The organism is Pseudaminobacter salicylatoxidans (assembly GCF_003148475.1).
Lineage (GTDB): Bacteria > Pseudomonadota > Alphaproteobacteria > Rhizobiales > Rhizobiaceae > Pseudaminobacter > Pseudaminobacter salicylatoxidans.
Window position 1 is genome coordinate 34324 of sequence record NZ_QGGG01000022.1, and the last position, 19899, is coordinate 54222.

Genomic DNA, 19899 nt, shown 5'->3' on the forward strand with positions numbered 1-19899 from the left:
GGTGCGCGGACTGGAGAGGAAGGCGCTCTGCGTTGCCCCTCTCTGGTCAGAGGGGAGTGTGAAGGGGCGAGACGTTTTTCCATCAAACTCGACCTACGCGCTGACGGCAACCGCCGCGCCCGCCTCGATGCGGCCCGAGCGCATGGCGACCTGCCGCGAGCAGCGCGCGGCGAGGGCCGGATCGTGCGTGACCAGCACCAGCGTCATGCCGCGCTCGCGCGCCTTGTCGAACAGCAGGTCGGCGATCTGCCGGCCCGTCGCCTGGTCGAGATTGCCGGTAGGTTCGTCGGCGATGAGGATGCGCGGCTCCGGCGCCAGTGCGCGCGCGATCGCCACGCGCTGCTGCTCGCCGCCCGAAAGCTCGCCCGGATAATGCGTGACGCGGTCGGCCAGCCCCACCGCCGCCAGTTCGCGCGCGGCAATTTCGAAGGCGTCGTGGCGGCCGGCAAGCTCCAGCGGCACCGCCACGTTTTCCAGCGCCGTCATGTTGGGGATGAGGTGGAAGGACTGGAAGATGATGCCGACGTTGCGGCCGCGAAAGGCGGCAATGCTGTCCTCACTCCTGCCGTTCAGCAACTCGCCCGCGATGCGCACCGAGCCGGCATCGACCCCTTCCAGCCCGGCCAGCACCATGAGCAGCGTGGACTTGCCCGAGCCCGACGGCCCGACGATGCCGACCGCCTCGCCCGACGCCACCGAAAGGCTGACGCCCTTCAGCACATGCACCATGGAAGCCCCGCTTCCCAGGGTCAGCGAGACGTCCTTCAGGTCGATGACGGTTTCTGTCACGGCGATCCGATCCTATATGAGAAAGGAAAAGGCGGAATTTCTGGACATAATTTCTGGACATATGGGCGGTGCGGCATGGCATTGAAACATCTGATAATTGCACTTTTTGCCGCATTCCTTTCCCTTCCGGCCCTGCAGCCCGCCGTGGCGGAGCCGTTCCGCATCGTCGGCTTCGGCGACAGCCTCATGGCGGGCTACGGCCTCGATGCCGGGCAGAGCTTTCCCGAAAAACTGGAGGCGGCGCTACGCAAGGATGGTCACGATGTCGTGATCGCCAATGCCGGCGTTTCGGGCGACACCACCAGCGGCGGGTTGTCACGGCTCGACTGGTCGGTGCCGGACGGAACGCAACTGGTGATCCTCGAACTCGGCGCAAATGACATGCTGCGCGGCATTTCGCCCGAACTCAGCGAAAAGAACCTCGACACCATGATCGCCCGGCTGAAGGAACGCGGCATCCCGGTGCTGCTGGCCGGCATGCGCGCCGCGCCCAATCTCGGCGCCGACTATGGGCGGAAGTTCGATGCGATCTATCCGCGGCTCGCGCAAAAATATGACGTTGCGCTTTATCCGTTCTTCCTCGACGGCGTCGCCGCAGATCAGAGCGTGCTGCTGGAGGACGGAATGCACCCGAACGCCGCCGGCATCGACCGCATGGTCGAGCGTATGATGCCGGTGGTGGAACAGGCGATAACCGCCGCGCTGCAAGCCGAAGCCGGATAACCTTCCGGCCGCAGCGGTTACGCTTGTTGAGTGGAGAGAGCGAATTAGCGGTTGCCCCGATGTGGAAACAATGATTCGCTCAAGTACAGAAAGTCGATTCGGGGAGGCTGCGATGCCAAGACTTTTCACCGCCCTCGAAATCCCGCGAGATGCAGCGCTTTCACTTTCATTGCTGCGCGGAGGCCTTCCGGGAGCCCGCTGGATAGACGTCGAAAACTACCACCTGACCTTGCGCTTCATTGGAGATGTCGAAGGCCATATGGCCGACGAGATTGCCAGCGCGCTCGACCGGGTGCGGCGTCCCGCCTTCCAGCTCAGGCTTTCGGGTGTCGGCGCTTTCGGCTCCAAGAAGCCGCATGCGGTGTGGGCCGGCGTGGCCTCTTCGCCGGACCTGATGGCGCTGCAGGCCGAGATCGAGCGCATCTGCCAGCGTCTCGGCGTGCCGTCCGACCCGCGCAAATTCTCGCCTCATGTCACGCTGGCGCGGCTGCGCAACCCCAATCCGCTGGACGTCGCCAAATATCTGTCGGCGCACGGCAATTTCTCGGCCGCGCCCTTCAAGGTCGGCCGCTTCGTGCTGATGTCGTCGCGCGATTCGGTCGGCGGCGGCCCTTACATCGTCGAGGAAGCCTGGCCGCTTTCCGGCGCCGGGGCGCGGTCCGGCAACCTGCCCGCCAGCGACTCCGACGCATTGCGGATCATGCGGTAGACATTCTCGAAGTCCTTCGCATCGCCATAATAGGGGTCGGGCACATCGCTCGCCCGGCCCTGCGCGAAATCGAGATAGAGATGGATTTTCGCGCGTGTCGGCGCCGGCGCGATGCGCTGCAGATCGGCGACGTTCGCGCGGTCCATGCCAAGGATAATATCGAAGCGGTGAAAATCGTCGGCCATGATCTTGCGCGCCCGTAAGCCAGATATGTCGAGGCCGTTACGGGCAGCCACGGCGATGGAACGACGGTCCGGCGGCGAGCCGATGTGCCAGCCGCCGGTGCCGGCCGAATCGAGCAGGAAGCCGCCACGCGTGCCGTGCTCTTCCAGCACATGGCCGAACACGCCCTCCGCCAGCGGCGAGCGGCAGATATTGCCGAGGCAGACGAACAGGATCGAGGTCTTGGGCTGTGCTGTCATGAGGGCTTGGGCCTGTTATCTGTCTGGCTCCGGTTTGCTGCGCAAACCACCATTCCGGGGCGAGCCGCGGGTCTCGCCCGTCCTTCGGACCCCCGATCGACGGGGGAGAGGAAATGCTGTCCGCGAGCCTGGCTCCCTTCCTCTCCCCTTTTGAAGGGGAAAGGTGCCGACCCCGGATTTGATCCGCGAGAGGCGAAGTGGGGGTAGATCACGGCCGTATATGATCGCCCCCGCACGGTCGCAGCCTCGCGGCAAATCCCCGACCGGCGGCAGCGCCGGGTTTCCTAAAGCGCCTCGCCACGCAGCAGCCTGGGCATGTCGCCGCTCAGGCCCGATGCCTGCCGGATGAAGAAGGACTTCATGGCCGGCATGCGGTCCACCAGCCCGAGCCCGAAATCGCGCAGCGCACGAACCGGGCCGAAATCGTTGGAGAACAGGCGGGTGAGCACGTCGGTGGTCACGCCCATCTGCACCGTGTCGAAGCGACGCCAGGCCTGATAGCGCTGCAGCACGTCGAGCGCGCCGATGTCCTGACCGAGCCGATCGGCCTCCACCACGGTCTCCGCAAGGGCGGCCACGTCCTTGAAGCCGAGGTTGAGGCCCTGCCCGGCGATGGGGTGGATGCCGTGGGCGGCGTCGCCCGCCAACGCGAAGCGCGGCGCCACGAAGTCGCGCGCCAGCGTCAGCCCGAGCGGCCAGGCGCGCGGCTTGCCTTCCACGCGCAGCTCGCCGAGCTGCAGGCCGAAGCGCTGCTCCAGCTCGCTCTCGAACACCAGCTCGTCGCTGGCGACCAGCCTGTCGGCGTCTTCCGTGCGCTCCGACCAGACGATGGACGAGCGGTTGCCCTTCAAGGGCAGGATGGCGAAGGGACCGGCGGGCAGGAAATGCTCTTCGGCGCGGCCATTGTGCGGACGCTCATGCGCAACGGTGCAGACGATGCCCGACTGGCCGTATTCCCAGCGCACGGTCTTGATGCCGGCCATGTCGCGCAGGCGCGACTTGACGCCATCGGCCGCCACCAGCAGGCGCGCATCGAGCGAGGTGCCGTCGGCCAGATGCACGGCGACGCTGGCAAGCCCGGTCTCGAAGGCCTGCACGGCCATGCCCTCGATGAGGTCGATGCCGAGTTCGTGCGCGCGGCGGCGCAGCGCCCCGTTCAGCACCTTGTTTTCCACCATATGGGCAAAGGGCTCGCCCGGCGCGACCTCGCCGTCGAAGGTGAGATAGACCGGCCGCACCGGGTCGGCGATGCGCGAATCGGTGATGACCATGTCGGTGATGGGCTGCGCTTCGGGCAGGATCTCGTCCCAGCAGCCGAGCTGGCGCAGCATGCGGCAGGCGGCTGCTGCAATCGCGGAAGCGCGGGTGTCGCGCTGCCAGACGCCTTCGGGCGCGGCATCGACGATGGCGACGGACATGCTGGGCCGCGCCTGCTTTATCGAAACGGCGGCGGCGAGGCCGACATAGCCCGCTCCGGCGATCAGAACATCGAGCGCCAGCTTGTCGTCCGCGGATTTCCTCTCGACCATCGCCCTCACCTCCAGCTCTTCGATTCCGACTTGCCTTGACTTGGCCGGACGTCCGTTCGAAACCTTCCGCACACATATTGTTGGAAGGTTTTCGGACATGACGGCGGCCATGCAAGAGCTTCTGGCCATTCTCGACCTCGAGGAGCTGGAACACAACCTCTATCGTGGTCGCAGCCCCCAGCTCGACTGGCAGCGAGTCTTTGGCGGCCAGACCATAGCACAGGCGCTTGTAGCCGCCCAGCGCACCGTCGCGCCCAACCGCCATGTCCACTCCCTGCACGGCTATTTCATGCGGCCCGGCGACACCAAGGTGCCGATCATCTATCAGGTGGACCGCATCCGCGACGGCAGCTCCTTCACCACGCGCCGCGTGGTGGCGATCCAGCACGGCCAGGCCATTTTTTCGCTGGAAGCATCCTTCCAGAAAGACGAGCCCGGTCTCGACCACCAGTTCCCCATGCCGCTCGACGTGCCGGCGCCCGAAACGCTGGGCACGCAGCAGGAGCTGATCGCCCGTTTCGGCGACGCCGTGCCCGAAGGCATTCGCCGCTATTGGGAGCGCGACCGGCCGATCGAGATGAAGCCGGTGGTGCTGAAGCACTATACCAGCCGCGAGAAGCTGGCGCCGGAGCAGAAGATCTGGATCCGCACCACCGGCCCGGTGCCGGACAACCGCGCCACGCAGGCCACCGTGCTGGCCTATCTGTCCGACATGACGCTGCTCGACACCTCCACCTTCGCCCATGGCCGGGCGATCTTCGACCGCGACATCCAGGCAGCCAGCCTCGACCATGCCATGTGGTTCCATCGCAGCCATCCGCTCGACGACTGGCTGCTCTACACGCAGGACAGCCCCTCCACTTCCGGCGCGCGCGGCTTCACCCGCGGCCTGCTCTATGCGCGCGACGGCACGCTGATCGCCTCGGTGGCGCAGGAAGGCCTGATCCGGCTTCGACAGCCCGAAAATTAGGCAAATCCAAAAGCCTGCACATTTTATAATCAGCCTTATTCGCCCCGGATTGCCATCCGCAATCGGGAAGGCGAAAAATATCACGCATTTTCAAATGGCTGGGCTGCTTCGGCGGAACTGGCACGAAGCTTGATTTACCCAAGACACTCACCGGCTGCTCTCGCATCCCGGCGATGTCATGCACGCGCGGGATTGCGCACAGCAAAGGGGTAAAGCGGATGAAAATCGTGATGGCCATCATCAAGCCATTCAAGCTCGACGAGGTGCGCCAGGCGCTCACCGCGGTCGGCATCGAGGGCCTGACCGTCACCGAGGTCAAGGGCTACGGCCGCCAGAAGGGACACACGGAAATCTATCGCGGCGCCGAATATGCGGTGAGCTTCCTGCCCAAGGTGAAGGTCGAGGTCGCGGTTGCCACCGACATGGTCGACAAGGCGATCGAAGCGATCATCGGCGCGGCCAAGACCGGCCAGATCGGCGACGGCAAGATCTTCGTTTTCGGCATCGACCAGGCCGTGCGCATCCGCACCGGTGAAACCGACACCGACGCGCTCTGACATTTCCGGCTGCGCGCTCGCGGCCGGCGCGCTGCGCCGCGAAAACGCACCCGTCGATCACCACCACATCCGAATGGAGACCTCGATGAGAATTCCAACCTGTTTTGCACAAATGGCCCGCGCCGCCCTCACCGGCCCGGTGGCGCTGGCCGCGCTGGGTGTCCTGCCCGCACTGGCGCAGGAAACCGCGCCCGAGGCCGCGCCGGCCGATGCGGCGGCACCCGCGCTCAATTCCGGCGACACCGCCTGGATGCTCGTCTCGACCGCGCTCGTGCTCTTCATGATCCTGCCGGGCCTGGCGCTGTTCTATGGCGGCCTGGTGCGCGCCAAGAACATCCTCTCCGTCCTGATGCAGTGCACGATGATCACCGCGGTCGTCATTGTCGTGTGGGTGCTGTGGGGCTACTCCTTCGCCTTCGGCGGCGGCCAGAGCCCCTTCTGGGGCGGCTTCGGCAAGGCTTTCCTTGCCGGTGTAACGCCGCAATCCATAAGCGGCAGCATTCCCGAATATGTCTTCATCTGCTTCCAGATGACCTTCGCCTGCATCACGCCGGCGCTGATCATCGGTGGCTTTGCCGAGCGGATAAAATTCTCGGCCGTCATCCTCTTCGTGGTGCTGTGGGCCACCTTCGTCTATTTCCCGATCGCCCATATGGCGTGGGATAGTGCCGGCCTGTTCTTCAACTGGGGAACGATGGACTTCGCCGGCGGCACTGTCGTCCACATCAATGCCGGCATCGCCGCCCTCGTCGGAGCCGTCATGATCGGCAGGCGCGCCGGCTATGGCCGCGACAACATGGCCCCGCATGCCCTGCCGCTGACGCTGACCGGCGCAGGCATATTGTGGGTCGGCTGGTTCGGCTTCAACGCCGGCTCCGCGCTCGCGGCCAATGGCAGCGCCGCACTTGCCATGATCAACACCTTCACCGCCACCGCCGGCGCGGTCATCGCATGGTCGGCGATCGAGAAACTGGTGCGCGGCAAGGCCTCCATGCTGGGTGGCGCCTCGGGCGTGGTTGCCGGCCTCGTCGCCGTCACGCCGGCGGCCGGCTTCGTCGGCCCGGTCGGCGCCATCGTGCTCGGCATGATCGCCAGCGCGGTGGCCTACTACTTCGTCACCGTGGTGAAGATCAGGTTTGGCTACGACGATTCGCTCGACGTGTTCGGCATCCACGGCGTTGCCGGCATCATCGGCGCCATCGGCACCGGCGTGCTGGCCTCGTCCTCGCTCGGCGGTGTCGGCTATGCCGAAGGCGTAAGCATGGGCGCGCAGGTCTGGACCCAGTTCGTCGCGGTGGCCGTCACCGTCGTCTGGTGCGGCGTGGTCTCGGCCATCCTCTACAAGATCGTGGATCTGGCGGTGGGGCTGCGCCCGGTGCCGGAAGCCGAATCCCAGGGCCTCGACATCACCTCGCACGGCGAAGTGGCCTACCACACATAGGCACGCCTCGGTTGCGGCCGACTAAAAAGATCCCGTCGTTGGCCGATTGAAGGAGCGGACCACACGCTTGAGGCCCGGTTCATTCCGGGCCTCCTTTTTATGCGCGAGGCGAATCGAATCAACCTGGGTACAGGCTATCTATCTGGATGGTATGAATAAAATGACCGTATAGTCTGAAAAAAATGACCAAAGCGACCAGGTCCGAAATTATGACATATCTGCCACACTTGCCTTGGATTGGCCCTCAATGTGGCGAGAAAAATCGCATTTCAGGGTTGAGTGCGGAGACGCTGCGGGCGACCTCAGCCACGAGGAAGCGCGCCTCCCACGCGCCCCTCATCGAAACCGGTCAGGGTTATGTGGGTCCTCCAGCGCACACCCCTGGCCAAGTTTAAAATGTGTTTTTGATTGGAATACAAAATGAACATCAAGAGCCTTCTTCTCGGCTCCGCTGCGGCTCTCGTCGCAGTTTCCGGCGCCCGCGCCGCTGACGCGGTTGTCGTCGCCGAGCCCGAGCCGATGGAATACGTCCGCGTTTGCGACGTCTACGGCGCCGGCTACTACTACATCCCGGGCACCGAGACCTGCCTGCGCGTCGGCGGCTACCTGCGCTACGACATCGGCGTCGGCAAGGGCGGCTACGGCGGCCTGATCGACGTTGCCGACAAGATGGGTGACGGCCTGAACGACACCTACTACAAGCGCGCCCGCGCCGCCCTGCAGCTCGATGCCCGTTCGGAAACCGAACTCGGCACCCTGCGCGCCTACATGCACATCAACTTCGACTGGAACGCCGGCGTCACCGCCGACAACCTGACCTCCACGGGCACCAATGTCGGCATCAACCATGCCTACATCGAACTCGGCGGCTTCCGCGTCGGTAAGACCGATTCGCTGTTCGCCACGATGACCGGCTACACCGGCAACGTCATCCAGGACGACCTGATTTCGTACGCTGGCGGCGCTGGCGCCGACTACGGCACGCACCAGATCGCCTACACCTATGTCGGCAGCAACGGCTTCTCGGCGGCGGTCGCCGTGGAAGAAGGCGCCTACGACAACGCGATCGACTCCTATGTTCCGCACGTGGTTGCCGGCGCTGCCTTCACGCAGGGCTGGGGCGGTGTCTCGGGCGTCGTCGGCTACGACTCGAACTACGAAGAGTGGGCCGGTAAGGTTCGCCTCGACGTCAACGTCAACGAGCAGCTGTCGCTGTTCGTGATGGGCGGCTACGGCACCGACGACAATGTCACCCGCAACTTCTACAAGGGTTGGGGCGGCAACTGGGCTGTCTGGGGCGGCGGTACCTACCGCTTCAACGAGAAGGCTTCGTTCAACGCTCAGGTTTCCTATGCCGAGAACAAGGACGTCGCCGTGGTCGCCAACGTCGCCTACCAGCTCGTTCCGGGCCTGACGATCACCCCGGAAGTTGCCTGGAACTCCTGGCACACCGAGAACAAGGTCAAGATCGACGACGGTTTCGGCGGCTTCCTCCGCTTCCAGCGTTCGTTCTAATCGGCTTAAAAGTCGATTTGAGAAACCCGGCGGGCAACCGCCGGGTTTTTTGTTTCAAGGGCCTGCGGCGAGCAGTTGCCCGGCCTCCATCCATGGTTAATGCGACCTTAACTTTCCCGCAGCTATTCTGACGCCGACTCCGGCTCTGGGTGCGCTCGCCCCAGGCCCTTCAATTGCGGACGGGGAAGCAGAATGCGTTCAGCCACACATCTCGCGCTGACCGATACGGGACATGGCCTGAAGGATTTCGCCAGGCGGCAGGCAGCACGGCTGGCCGGTTTCGGCCTGTTCGGCTTCGTGGCCTTTGCGCTGGCCAGCCTCGGCACGTGGAACGTGGCCGATCCGAGCTTCAGCCACGCCACCGACAACCCCGTCACCAATGCGATGGGCTATCCGGGCGCGGTGTTTTCCGATCTCGCCATGCAGTTCTACGGCCTGTCGTCCGTGGCGGCGCTGGTGCCTGCGGTGATCTGGGGTTTCTTCTTTGCCACCGCGCGCGGCGTGGACCGCATGCCACGTCGCGCGCTGGCCTGGTTCGGCGCCTCGCTGCTGGCTGCCGGCATGGCCGGTTGCGCCACGCCCCCGCCCACCTGGCCGCTGCCGACCGGCCTCGGCGGTGTGTTCGGCGACATGGTGCTGAAGCTGCCCGGCATGTTCACCGGCGGCTATCCGAAGGGTGTCGTCGCCAGCGTGATCGTGGTGGTGCTTGCCGGTCCCGCGCTTTGGCTCGCCGCCTTCGGCGCCGGGCTTCTTTCGCGCGGCAGTGCCGCCGAACACGATGCGGTCGACGCGCGCGAGCAGGACTTTGCCGCCATGCTCGACGAGGACGACGAAAGCGACGGCAACGCCATCCTTGGCGTGCTGGTCCATTGGTGGCTGTCCTTCCGCGCTTTCCTGCATCGCCGCTTCGGCCAGCGGCACCGGCATGACGACTATGCGGACATGCCGACCGAACCCAGCGCGTGGCGCCGCGCCGCCGAGCGGGTGGAGGTCGCCGAGCGTGCCGAGGCGCGCGTCACCGCGCATGGGCGCACGCGCGTCGATCCGGAATTCCATGCCCGGGAGGATGAAGACGACGAACTCGATTTCGTCCCCGACGGCATCATCCCCGAAACGCCTCGTCGTCAGCCCACGCGGGTGCAGAATTTCCGCACCCCCGCCAATCCCGACGCACCGCTCGCCACCGGCGCGCGCGTGGCAAATCCCGCGCCGCGCCCTGCCCCGGGCGGGCGCGTAGAGCGCGAGGCGCAAACCTCGCTGATCGCTTCGGGCAGCTTCGAGATGCCGTCGCTGCATTTCCTGTCGGAGCCGAAAAACGTCGCGCGCGACCCCAGCCTGTCGAAGGACGCGCTTGAGCAGAATGCGCGTCTGCTGGAAGGCGTTCTGGAAGACTTCGGCGTCAAGGGCGAGATCATCCATGTCCGGCCCGGCCCTGTCGTCACGCTTTATGAACTGGAACCCGCGCCGGGCATCAAGTCGAGCCGCGTCATCGGCCTTGCCGACGACATCGCCCGCTCGATGAGCGCGATCGCCGCGCGCGTGGCCGTCGTGCCGGGACGCAATGCCATCGGCATCGAACTGCCCAACGCCAAGCGCGAAACCGTCTATCTGCGCGAAATCCTCGCCAGTCGCGATTTCGAGACCACCAAGGCCAAGCTGGCGCTGGCGCTCGGCAAGACCATCAATGGCGAAGCCGTGATCGTGGACATCGCCAAGATGCCGCACGTGCTGGTGGCCGGCACCACCGGCTCGGGCAAGTCGGTGGCCATCAACACCATGATCCTGTCGCTGCTCTATCGCATGACCCCGGAGGAGTGCCGCCTGATCATGATCGACCCCAAGATGCTGGAACTGTCCGTCTATGACGGCATCCCGCACCTGCTGACGCCCGTCGTCACCGATCCGAAGAAGGCCGTGGTCGCGCTGAAATGGACCGTGCGGGAGATGGAGGACCGCTACCGCAAGATGTCCAAGGTGGGCGTGCGCAATATCGACGGCTTCAACGCCCGCGTCGCGCAGGCGAAAAAGAAGGGCGAGCAGATCAGCCGCACCGTGCAGACCGGCTTCGACCGCCAGACCGGCGAGGCGATCTACGAAACCGAGGAGCTGGATCTCGAGCCGCTGCCCTACATCGTCGTCATCATCGACGAGATGGCCGACCTCATGATGGTCGCCGGCAAGGACATCGAAGGCGCGGTGCAGCGCCTGGCACAGATGGCGCGCGCCGCCGGCATCCATGTCATCATGGCCACCCAGCGCCCGTCGGTGGACGTCATCACCGGCACCATCAAGGCGAATTTCCCGACCCGCATCTCCTTCCAGGTGACGTCGAAGATCGACAGCCGCACCATTCTGGGCGAGCAGGGCGCCGAGCAGCTTCTGGGCATGGGTGACATGCTCTACATGGCTGGCGGCGGCCGCATCCAGCGCGTGCACGGCCCCTTCGTCTCCGACGACGAGGTCGAGAAAGTCGTCGGCCACCTCAAACTGCAGGGCGTGCCGGAATATCTCGACGCCATCACCGAGGACGATGACGAAGACGAGGGCGAATCGTCCTCGAAGGGCGGCGGCGGCAATCTGGAAGATTCGGACGACCCCTACGATCAGGCCGTGGCCGTGGTGCTGCGCGACGGCAAGGCCTCGACCAGCTATATCCAGCGCCGCCTCGGCATCGGCTACAACCGCGCCGCCTCGATCATCGAGCGCATGGAGCAGGAAGGCGTGGTCGGCCCGGCCAACCATGCCGGAAAACGCGAAATCCTCGTGCCGACGGAAGAGGAGCAGTTCTGAAGCCCGCCCAGCTCCGGAGGCGCTGACGCGACTTTGATCGGCCCGCCTCTTGCCAAGGCCAAACTTCAGCCCAACTAGGGCAGTATCCGCTCTGGCGAACGCATGAAAACCCCAAGGTGAAGACCGGCATGACCAGAAATGCTTTGACCCCGACCTGGAAGCAGAAGGCACGCGTGGGCCTGCTTGGCCTTGGCCTCGCGGCTTTCGGTCTGGCAACGCTGCCGGCGATGCCCGGCTTCGAGGCACACGCGCAATCCGCCGGCATGGCGGAAGCCCAGAAGATCGCCGACCACTTCGCCAGCGTGCGCACCATGGCCGGCGAGTTCGTGCAGTTCGGCCCGCGCGGCGAGCAGACCGGCGGCAAGTTCTACATCGAGCGGCCGGGCAAGATCCGCTTCGACTATGACGGCTCGTCCCGCTTCCAGGTGGTTTCGGACGGCCAGTCGGTGGTGCTCGACAACCGCAAGATGAACACGGTCGATCTCTATCCGCTGTCGAAGACGCCGCTGAAGCTTTTGCTCGACACCCATATCGATCTCTCCGGCGACAAGGTCCGGAGCGTCAAGCAGGATGACGACCTGACCACCATCCAGCTTGCCGACAAGTCGGTGTTCGGCAATTCGCGCATCACCATGATGTTCGACCCGAAGACCTATGAGCTGCGTCAGTGGACCATCACCGACGCGCAGGGCAAGGACACCACCGTCATGGTGTTCAACGTGCGCGAAGGCGTGCAGCTGGACGCCAGCCTGTTCAAGATCGACTATCGCCGCAATATCGAAGTCAACAAGCGCAAGCGTGGCGGCTAGGATCAGGACCTGAGCCCGTTGGTGCGGGTTTTGCCCGCGCACTTGTAATTGTCGGCCGTGCCTGCCAATTTCCGGCGCAAATTCGTCAGCACCGGAAAATCCCCTCATGTCTTTTTCAATCGTCACCTGGAACATCAACTCCGTGCGGCTGCGCATGCCGCTGGTCGAGAAGTTCCTGCTGGAAAAGGCGCCGGATGTTCTGTGCCTGCAGGAGACCAAGTGCCCGGACGATCTGTTTCCGGCCAAGGCCTTCCGCAAGCTCGGCTACGAACACATCGCGATCCATGGCCAGAAGGGCTATCACGGCGTCGCCACCGTCGCCCGCCGGCCGATCGAGATGGTCGAGAAGCGGCGCTTCTGCGAGATCGAGGACAGCCGTCACCTGTCCGTGCGGTTCGAGGCCGGCGGCAAGCAGATCCTGCTGCACAATTTCTACGTGCCCGCAGGCGGCGACGAGCCCGATCCGGAAATCAATCCGAAATTCCGCCACAAGCTCGATTTCGTGGCCGAGATGAACGCCGTGCGCGCGGACCATGACGAGGGATCGGCATCCATCCTCGTCGGCGACCTCAACATCGCGCCGCTGGAGCATGATGTCTGGTCGCACAAGCAGCTTTTGAAGGTGGTCAGCCACACGCCGGTCGAAACGGAAAACTTCGAGGCGATGCGCAAGGCCGGCGACTGGGTCGATCTGATGCGGCTCAACGTGCCCCATGAGCAGAAAATCTACACCTGGTGGAGTTACCGCGCCAAGGACTGGGAGACTTCCGACCGTGGCCGCCGGCTCGACCATATCTGGTCGTCGCAAAATCTGGTGCCGAGCTTCAGCGGCTACGAGATCCTGCGCGAGGCGCGCGGCTGGGACCGGCCATCGGACCATGTGCCGGTGGTGGCGCGCTTCGACCTCGGCTGAGTTTTTGTTCCCGGAGCGAGACGGCGTTCCCGGATTTGTCGCCTCGGTCTATCTTTTTGGGAGCATGTCCGGAAAGTCTGCAACCTTTCGCTGCCGCGGACCTTCGGTTCGGGATCAAGGCTCAGCGTCGCTGGCGCTGGCGCGCGCTTTCCACCGCAATGCCGAGCAGCGCCTGCCGCGCGATTGCCGCGGCGAGATCGGGGCGGCGGCGGGTCTGGAGCACCGCATCCTGCAAACGCGCCAGCGCACGAATGAGGGCAGGTCCGCTCCAGCGCTCCACCGCGCCTTCCACGATCTTGCGGCGGGAGAAGAAGACCGGCGGCCGGGCGGCGGCGACGATGGCGCCGGCGTTGCGGGCGCCGCTATTGTCCATCGCGCCGCGCATGAGCTGGATGGCCTGAAACTGCCGCATCGCGGCCGCCAGCATCAGGAAGGGCTGCGCGCCGGTCTGGGTGTGGCGGGTGAAGACTGTGTCGAAGGCCTCGATCCGGCCTTCCAGCACGGCGTCGATGGCATCGTCGAAGGAGATGCCGGACACGTCGCCGATCATCGCCTTCACGTCCTCCAGATCTATCTGGCTCTTGCCCATGGCGTAGAGCGTGAGCTTCTGGATCTCGCCGCGCGAAGCCAGCCGGTCGCCACCGAGGTTTTTGCGCAGCGCCTGCCGCGCTTCCAGCGTCAGCGACATGCCGGCCTTCTGCATCTCCTCGTCGATCACCTGATCGATGCCGCGCGCCTCGTCGGCATAGCAGGGCAGCGCCATACCCCAGTCGCAGCCCTCGACCACCGTGCGCAGGGCGGCGCCCTTCTTCAGGTCGCCGGCCTCGATCAACACGATGGCGTCGCGTGGCGCTTCCTTCGCAAGCAGCTTCACATCGTCGGCCAGCCCTTTCTGGCCGGCGGCATTGCGCACCCACAGCAGGCGGCGCGTAGAAAACATCGGCACGGTGTGCGCCTCGTCGAGCAGGCGGCCGCTTTCCTTCTCCACCTCCGAGCCTTCGAGACGGACGACCGTGAACGGATCGTCGAGCGGCAGCCCGGTCTTTGCGGCAAAGGCGCGCGCGCGTTCGGCCACCAGCCCGCGATCCGGGCCGTAGATCAGGATGATGACGGCCCTGGAATCGGGCCGCGCCAGCCAATTGTCGACTTCATGCGCTTTCTTCTGTGCCATGAGCTTCGGTTAGCACGGCCGCGCGCGCGGGCAAAACGCAAAGCTTCGGGAGCGTGCCTTGTCAGGTGCTGTGCCTGAGCTTTGGCGCAGCCGCCACCAGCGCCTGTCCCGTGTCGGACTGCGGGTTGGCGATCACCTCGGCGGCCCTGCCTGTCTCCACGATCCGGCCGTGATCCATGATGGCGATGCGATGGGCGACGGCCCGCACCACGCCGAGATCATGCGAGATGAACAGATAAGCGATGTTTTGCGCGCGCTGCAGGTCGAGCAACAATTGCAGAATCTGCCCGCGCACGGACACGTCGAGCGCCGACACAGCCTCGTCAAGCACGATCAAACGCGGGCGCGTGGCGATGGCGCGGGCAATCGCCACACGCTGGCGCTGGCCGCCGGAAATTTCGTGGAGCGCGCGCGCCTCAAGATCGGGCGACAGGCCGACACGCTGGAGAAGCTGCGCAATCGCCTCCGGCCGCTCCCTGCGTGGCACGATGCCATGGATGCGCAGCGGGTCGTCCAGCACCCGCGCAACGGTCGCACGCGGGTTGAAGGCCGCGCGCGGGTCCTGGAACACCATCTGCAACCGGGCGCGGACGGCACGCAGCCGCGCTCCCCTGAGCGCCAGCAGATCCTCGCCCTCGAAGCGGATGTCACCGCCGTCGAGCTCGGTCAGTCGCACTAGGGCGCGGGCGGCGGTGGTCTTGCCGCTGCCCGAGGGGCCGACCAGCGCCAGCGTCTCGCCCGGCGCAACCTCGAAGCTGACATCGTCCAATGCGGCGACAGTGCGGCCGCGACTGTCAAAGCGCTTGCTCAGGTTCGTGGCTGTGAGAAGCGGCGCGCTCATGCAGCACCTTCGGGCGCGAGCAGCGACGGCGTGTCGAGCCCCATATGCGCGGCAAGCAGGCTTTTGGTGTAGGCTTCGCGTGGTGCCCCGACGATCTGCCCCGCCTTGCCGATCTCGACCAGCCGGCCGTTGCGGAACACCGCAATGTGGTCGGCAATCTGGCTGGCCAGCGCAATATCGTGGCTGATGAACAGAAGCGACATGCCGTCTTCGGCCGTCAGTTCCTCGATCAGCCGCACGATCTCTGCCTGCACGATGGTGTCGAGCGCGCTGGTCGCCTCATCGGCGATCAGCAGGCCCGGTCGCGCCGCGATAGCCTCGGCAATCGCCACGCGCTGGCGCTGGCCGCCGGAAAGCTGGTGCGGGAATGCTTTCAGCATGGACGACGGGTCGGGCAGGCGCACGCGGCCCAGCAGCATTTCGGCACGGGCATAAGCCTGCCGCCAGCCAAGCCCCAGATGCGCGCGCGCCACCTCGGCGATCTGCTCGCCGATGGTCAGCACCGGGTTGAAGCTGGAGGATGGGTCCTGGAAGACAAAACCGAGGTCGCGGCCATTGGCCGGAAGCCTCCCGAGTTCGGGCCAGCGGATGCTGCCGTCCACGCGGGCCGTCGCCGGCAGCAGGCCGGCAATTGCCAGCGCCAGCGTGCTCTTGCCCGAGCCGCTTTCGCCGATGATGGCGAGCCGCTCGCCGGCGCCGAGTTCGAAAGAGACGTCCTTCAGCACCTCGGTCTCGCGACCGTCGCCGCGATAGCCGACGCCGAGCTTTTCCACCGCAAGACGAACGCTCATGACTGGCGCTTCCTTGCGGCGGAGGCTTCGACAACACCCTCGCCTGCGAGATAGACGCCGAGCACGGTGAGAACCAGCGCGATGCCGGGGATGATCGACAGGAAAGGCGCGGAGCGCAGCACGGCGCGGCCCTCGGCGATCATGCCGCCCCAGGTCACGCGGTTGGGGTCGCCGAGGCCGAGGAAGGAAAGGGCTGCTTCGACGAGGATGGCGGCCGCCACGATGATGGACGACAGTGCCAGCACCGGCGGCAGCGCATTGGGCAGCACCTCGCGGAAAGCGATTTCCAGCGGGTGCATGCCGATCACACGGGCGCTGGCGACATAGTCGCGTTCGCGGATCGACAGAACTTCGGCCCGCGCCACCCGCGCCGGGCCGGTCCAGGCGCCGAGCGCGATCGCGATCACCACCACGGCCAGCGACGGCCCGACGACGCTGACGAAGGCCAGCGCCAACAGAAAGCCCGGCACGGTCTGGAAGGCGTCGGTAATGCGCATCAGCACCTCGTCGGTCAGGCCGCCGGCAAAGCCGGCCAGCGTACCGACGATTGCGCCGATGGCGATGGAGGTTGCCGCCGCCGCAAGCCCGACGGCAATCGAGGTGCGCGCGCCATGAAAGAGTTCGGCCAGCACGTCGCGGCCGAGCCTGTCCGTGCCGAGCGGTAGCGACCAGTCCTGGAAAGGCGGTAGCAGTGCGGGTCCTGCAATCGACAGCGGATCGCGCGGAAACAGCAGCGGTGCCGTCAGCGCCATGGCCACGAGTGCGGCGAGGATCAGCGCGCCGGCCACTGCCTCGGGCGTGCGCAGGAAGTGGTGCCCAAAACTCATGCGCGCTCCTCGCTCGCGCCGACGCGCGGGTCGAGCACGGCATAAAGCATATCCACCACGAGATTGATGAGGATGACCAGCACGGCGCTGACCAGGATGATGCCGAGCAGCAGCGGCGTGTCGCGCGAGCCGACCGCCTCCTGCGCCAGCCGGCCGAGGCCGGGAATGGAAAACACGCTTTCGATGACCACGCTGCCGCCCAGCATGGCCGCCGATTGCAGGCCGAGCATGGTGACGAGCGGCAAAAGCGCGTTGCGCGCCACATGCCGCCAGACGATGCGTCGGCGGGAAATGCCCTTGGCGCGGGCGGCAAGAACAAAATCCATGCGCCAGACCTCGGCCATGCCGGCGCGCATGACGCGCAGATAGAGCGCCAGATAGATGATGCCGAGTGCCGTCACTGGCAACACGAGGTGCCGGGCAATGTCGAGCGCGCGCGAAAACCCGGTCTTGCCCGAGGCGATGGTTTCGATGCCGCTTGAGGGGAACCATCGCAGTTGCACCGAAAACAGCACCGTCAGCACCAGCCCGAGCCAGAAACCCGGCACGGCATAAAGCGCCAGCGAGCTGATGGACAGGAAGCGGTCGCGAAAGCTGCCCGGTCGTGCGCCGGCAGCAATGCCGAGCAGGGAGCCGATGCCGAAGGAGAGCGCGGTGGCGCTGCCCATCAAGAGCAGCGTGTTGGGCAGCCGCTCCAGAATCACGTCACGGATCGGTCGCGAGAAGCTGACCGAATAGCCGAGATCGAGATGCGCAAGGGACCAGAGATAGGCCGCCAGTCGCATCAGCGCCGGCTGGTCGAGGCCCCAGGTCTGGCGCAGCTCCGCGATCAGCCCGGCATCGCCGCCGGTCATGCCGACATAGGCGTCCACCGCGTCGCCGGGCGCGGCTTCGAGCAGCAGGAAGGTTCCGATGATCACGATCAGCAGCACCGGAATGGCGCCGACCAGCCGCCGGCGCAGGAGGCGAAGCGCGCGGGTCATGGGCGGATGGACTCCGCCTGGGTTGCAGGCGTCCTTGTACCCCCACCCCCAGCCCCTCCCCACAAGGGGGAGGGGAATTGCTTCACCGTAAACGCCACCCCATTCGGCGGCGACCGGAACTGGGCGGTGGTGCGGCAGAGTTCCTCCCCCCTTTGTGGCAGGGCTGCCGCATATGGACTTCGACCCCCACTCCGGTTTGCTTCGCAAACCACCTCTCCCCCGATCGACTGGGGAGAGGAAAGACAGTCCACGCGCTTGGCACCCTTCCTCTCCCCTTTTGAGGGGGAGAGGTGCCGAGCGGAGCGAGGCGGAATGGGGGTGCTAACCCGTGCCCCAAATAGCCGCCGCCCCCGCAAAAGCGCAGGCAATGGCGGCCTGGTCGGCCGCCCGGACAAGCAAAGGCGATGCAAGCTGTTCACGACGCGACTTCAGCACCCACGGCAATGCGTTGCAAGACGTTGCGTCGCTCAGCTCTCCACCCAGGTGTCGGCCCAGTTCGACACCGCCCAGCGCGGATTGTTGGAGACGTTCTTCACCGTGTCGCGGGCAACCGTGATAAAGCTCCATTCGGCCACGTTGATAAGCGGCAGGTCTTCCACCACCTTTTTCTGGAACTCGCGATAGAGCTCGGTACGGGCGTCCGCATCGATGGTCTCGGAGGCCTTTTCGATCAGCGCGTCGATTTCGGCATTCTTGTAGCCGCCCTGATTGGAGAAGGGCACGCCGTCGGGAATGCCGCTCTGCACCAGGATGGTGGTGGAGATGGCCGGATCGCCGCGGAACACCGGCGGCGCGACCGCGAGGTCGAAATCATGGTCGGTATAGACCGCCTTCTGGTGCGCGGCTGCGTCGTTGTTGACGAGCTGCGCGTCGATGCCGATGGCGGCCAACGCCTGCCGCAGATAGTCGCCGAACTGCTTCGTCTCGTTGAAGTATGGCGCGGGCAGCAGCTTCAGCTTGAAGCGTATGCCATCGGCGCCGCGCGTGTAGCCAGCCTCGTCGAGCAGCGCATTGGCCCTGGCCGGGTCGAAGGCGTAGGCCGGCACGTCCTTGGTGTGGAACTGCTTGTCGTTCTGCGGCACAGGTCCGGTCGCGGGCGTGGCATAGCCGAGGAAGACCGTCTTGACGACGAAATCCTTGTCGATGGCGTGGGCGATGGCCTGACGCACCTTCAGGTCGGCCAGCTCCTTGCGGCGGTGGTTGATCTCGACCACGAGCTGATAGGTGAGGCCCTCATAACCCTTCGTCACCACCTCGATGCCCGGCACCTTGGAAATGCGGGCAAGGTCGGCCAGCGGCACGGCCGAGAAGGCGGCAAGGTGGATTTCCTCCGCCTCCAGCGCCCCCGCTGCCGCCGCGCGGTCGGGCAGCACGCGATAGACGATTTCGTCGAGATTGGGCTCGCCCTCGCCCCAATATGTGTCGTTGCGCTCCAGCCGGTAATATTCGCCGGCCTTGTGCTCGGCGAACTTGAACGGCCCGGTCCCGATAAGCGCGGTGTTGGCCGGATTTTCGGCAATGTCGCTGCCTTCATAGATGTGTCTGGCGACCACGCTGGTGAGCGCCGGCAGCGCATTGCGGATGAGCTGGAACGGCGTCGGCCTGGAGAAGCGGAACACGGCGGTGTGGTCGTCGGGCGTATCGACCGCCTCGAGGTCCTTGAACACGACGCGGCCGAGATTCTGCAGCGGTTTCCACACCTGCAGCGCCGAGAAGGCGACGTCAGCCGAGGTGAACGGCTTGCCGTCGTGCCAGGTCACGTTGTCGCGCAGCTTGAAGGTGACTGTGAGGCCGTCATCCGAGCCTTCCCAACTGAGCGCAAGGCGCGGCTCCAGCCCATCCTTGCCGTCATAGGAGGCTTCCGCCAGCGGCTCGATGACCTTGCTGGCGACGAAGAACACGCCGTTGGAGGCGACGATGGCCGGGTTGAGATTGCGCGGCTCGGAGTCCGACGCCACGACCAGCCGCCCGCCCTTCACCGGCGTCTGCGCCCACAGCGTGCCCGGCAGCGCGGTGGAGGCGAGCAAACAGGCCGAGCCGGCCAGAACGCCGCGCCGGGAAATCCTGAAATCTGACATCACATGCTCCATTGCGTTAGATGCCCGTTCCCCCTCCGGGA

The 19899-nt window shown here is 65.5% G+C and carries 18 protein-coding genes; 9 read left to right on the forward strand and 9 right to left on the reverse strand.

Translation table 11 applies throughout. From position 1 onward, the window contains the following. Window positions 1–93 precede the first annotated feature (93 nt). Window positions 94–789 carry an ABC transporter ATP-binding protein gene (locus tag C7441_RS21825; RefSeq protein WP_109614674.1) on the reverse strand — a complete coding sequence of 232 codons (696 nt, stop codon included), beginning with the start codon at window positions 787–789 and terminating at the stop codon, window positions 94–96. 75 nt (window positions 790–864) lie between these two features. Between C7441_RS21825 and C7441_RS21830 the strand changes: the two genes are divergently transcribed. Both C7441_RS21830 and thpR read left to right on the forward strand, forming a co-directional pair. After that, on the forward strand, window positions 865–1512 hold the full coding sequence (locus C7441_RS21830) for an arylesterase (protein WP_109614675.1): 648 nt from the start codon (window positions 865–867) through the stop codon (window positions 1510–1512). Window positions 1513–1624: 112 nt separating this feature from the next. Then, window positions 1625–2221 (forward strand): RNA 2',3'-cyclic phosphodiesterase, encoded by a 597-nt coding sequence (gene thpR / locus C7441_RS21835; protein ID WP_109614676.1) that lies wholly within the window; start codon window positions 1625–1627, stop codon window positions 2219–2221. Here the strand turns inward: thpR and C7441_RS21840 are convergent. Both C7441_RS21840 and C7441_RS21845 read right to left on the reverse strand, forming a co-directional pair. Beyond that, window positions 2125–2643 (reverse strand): low molecular weight protein-tyrosine-phosphatase, encoded by a 519-nt coding sequence (locus tag C7441_RS21840; RefSeq protein ID WP_109614677.1) that lies wholly within the window; start codon window positions 2641–2643, stop codon window positions 2125–2127. The two genes, thpR and C7441_RS21840, sit on opposite strands and share 97 nt — an antisense overlap. A 284-nt stretch (window positions 2644–2927) precedes the next feature. After that, on the reverse strand, window positions 2928–4172 hold the full coding sequence (locus tag C7441_RS21845) for a ubiquinone biosynthesis hydroxylase (RefSeq protein WP_026060116.1): 1245 nt from the start codon (window positions 4170–4172) through the stop codon (window positions 2928–2930). Window positions 4173–4269: 97 nt separating this feature from the next. Between C7441_RS21845 and C7441_RS21850 the strand changes: the two genes are divergently transcribed. The 7 genes from C7441_RS21850 to C7441_RS21880 all read left to right on the forward strand — a co-directional run bounded on the left by C7441_RS21850 (window position 4270) and on the right by C7441_RS21880 (window position 13167). Continuing rightward, window positions 4270–5142, forward strand: coding sequence for an acyl-CoA thioesterase (locus C7441_RS21850; protein ID WP_109614678.1), 873 nt, complete (start codon window positions 4270–4272; stop codon window positions 5140–5142). A 218-nt stretch (window positions 5143–5360) separates the two neighbouring features. After that, window positions 5361–5699 carry a P-II family nitrogen regulator gene (locus C7441_RS21855; protein ID WP_109614679.1) on the forward strand — a complete coding sequence of 113 codons (339 nt, stop codon included), beginning with the start codon at window positions 5361–5363 and terminating at the stop codon, window positions 5697–5699. An 85-nt stretch (window positions 5700–5784) separates the two neighbouring features. Next, window positions 5785–7140, forward strand: a complete 1356-nt coding sequence (locus C7441_RS21860; RefSeq protein WP_170125226.1) for an ammonium transporter — start codon at window positions 5785–5787, stop codon at window positions 7138–7140. Between the two features lie 420 nt (window positions 7141–7560). After that, on the forward strand, window positions 7561–8655 hold the full coding sequence (locus tag C7441_RS21865; RefSeq protein ID WP_109614681.1) for a porin: 1095 nt from the start codon (window positions 7561–7563) through the stop codon (window positions 8653–8655). A 192-nt stretch (window positions 8656–8847) separates the two neighbouring features. After that, window positions 8848–11445, forward strand: coding sequence for an FtsK/SpoIIIE family DNA translocase (locus tag C7441_RS21870; protein WP_109614682.1), 2598 nt, complete (start codon window positions 8848–8850; stop codon window positions 11443–11445). A 128-nt stretch (window positions 11446–11573) separates the two neighbouring features. Next, window positions 11574–12254 (forward strand): outer membrane lipoprotein carrier protein LolA, encoded by a 681-nt coding sequence (locus tag C7441_RS21875; protein ID WP_109614698.1) that lies wholly within the window; start codon window positions 11574–11576, stop codon window positions 12252–12254. Window positions 12255–12360: 106 nt separating this feature from the next. Further along, window positions 12361–13167, forward strand: a complete 807-nt coding sequence (locus tag C7441_RS21880) for an exodeoxyribonuclease III (protein WP_109614683.1) — start codon at window positions 12361–12363, stop codon at window positions 13165–13167. Window positions 13168–13288: 121 nt separating this feature from the next. On the opposite strand, the gene holA is transcribed toward C7441_RS21880, so the two are convergent. The 6 genes from holA to C7441_RS21910 all read right to left on the reverse strand — a co-directional run bounded on the left by holA (window position 13289) and on the right by C7441_RS21910 (window position 19858). Beyond that, window positions 13289–14338 (reverse strand): DNA polymerase III subunit delta, encoded by a 1050-nt coding sequence (holA, locus tag C7441_RS21885; RefSeq protein WP_109614684.1) that lies wholly within the window; start codon window positions 14336–14338, stop codon window positions 13289–13291. 61 nt (window positions 14339–14399) lie between these two features. Beyond that, window positions 14400–15179 (reverse strand): ATP-binding cassette domain-containing protein, encoded by a 780-nt coding sequence (locus tag C7441_RS21890; protein ID WP_109614685.1) that lies wholly within the window; start codon window positions 15177–15179, stop codon window positions 14400–14402. Next, complete coding sequence (locus tag C7441_RS21895; RefSeq protein WP_109614686.1) at window positions 15176–15970, reverse strand: ABC transporter ATP-binding protein; 795 nt, start codon at window positions 15968–15970, stop codon at window positions 15176–15178. Before C7441_RS21895 ends, C7441_RS21890 begins: the two co-directional genes overlap by 4 nt. After that, window positions 15967–16797, reverse strand: coding sequence for an ABC transporter permease (locus C7441_RS21900; protein ID WP_109614687.1), 831 nt, complete (start codon window positions 16795–16797; stop codon window positions 15967–15969). The genes C7441_RS21895 and C7441_RS21900 overlap by 4 nt, the downstream gene beginning before the upstream one ends. Beyond that, window positions 16794–17780, reverse strand: a complete 987-nt coding sequence (locus C7441_RS21905) for an ABC transporter permease (protein ID WP_109614688.1) — start codon at window positions 17778–17780, stop codon at window positions 16794–16796. Before C7441_RS21905 ends, C7441_RS21900 begins: the two co-directional genes overlap by 4 nt. A 467-nt stretch (window positions 17781–18247) precedes the next feature. Further along, a complete protein-coding gene (locus C7441_RS21910; RefSeq protein WP_109614699.1) occupies window positions 18248–19858 on the reverse strand; it encodes an ABC transporter substrate-binding protein in 1611 nt (536 codons plus the stop codon). Window positions 19859–19899: the final 41 nt, after the last annotated feature.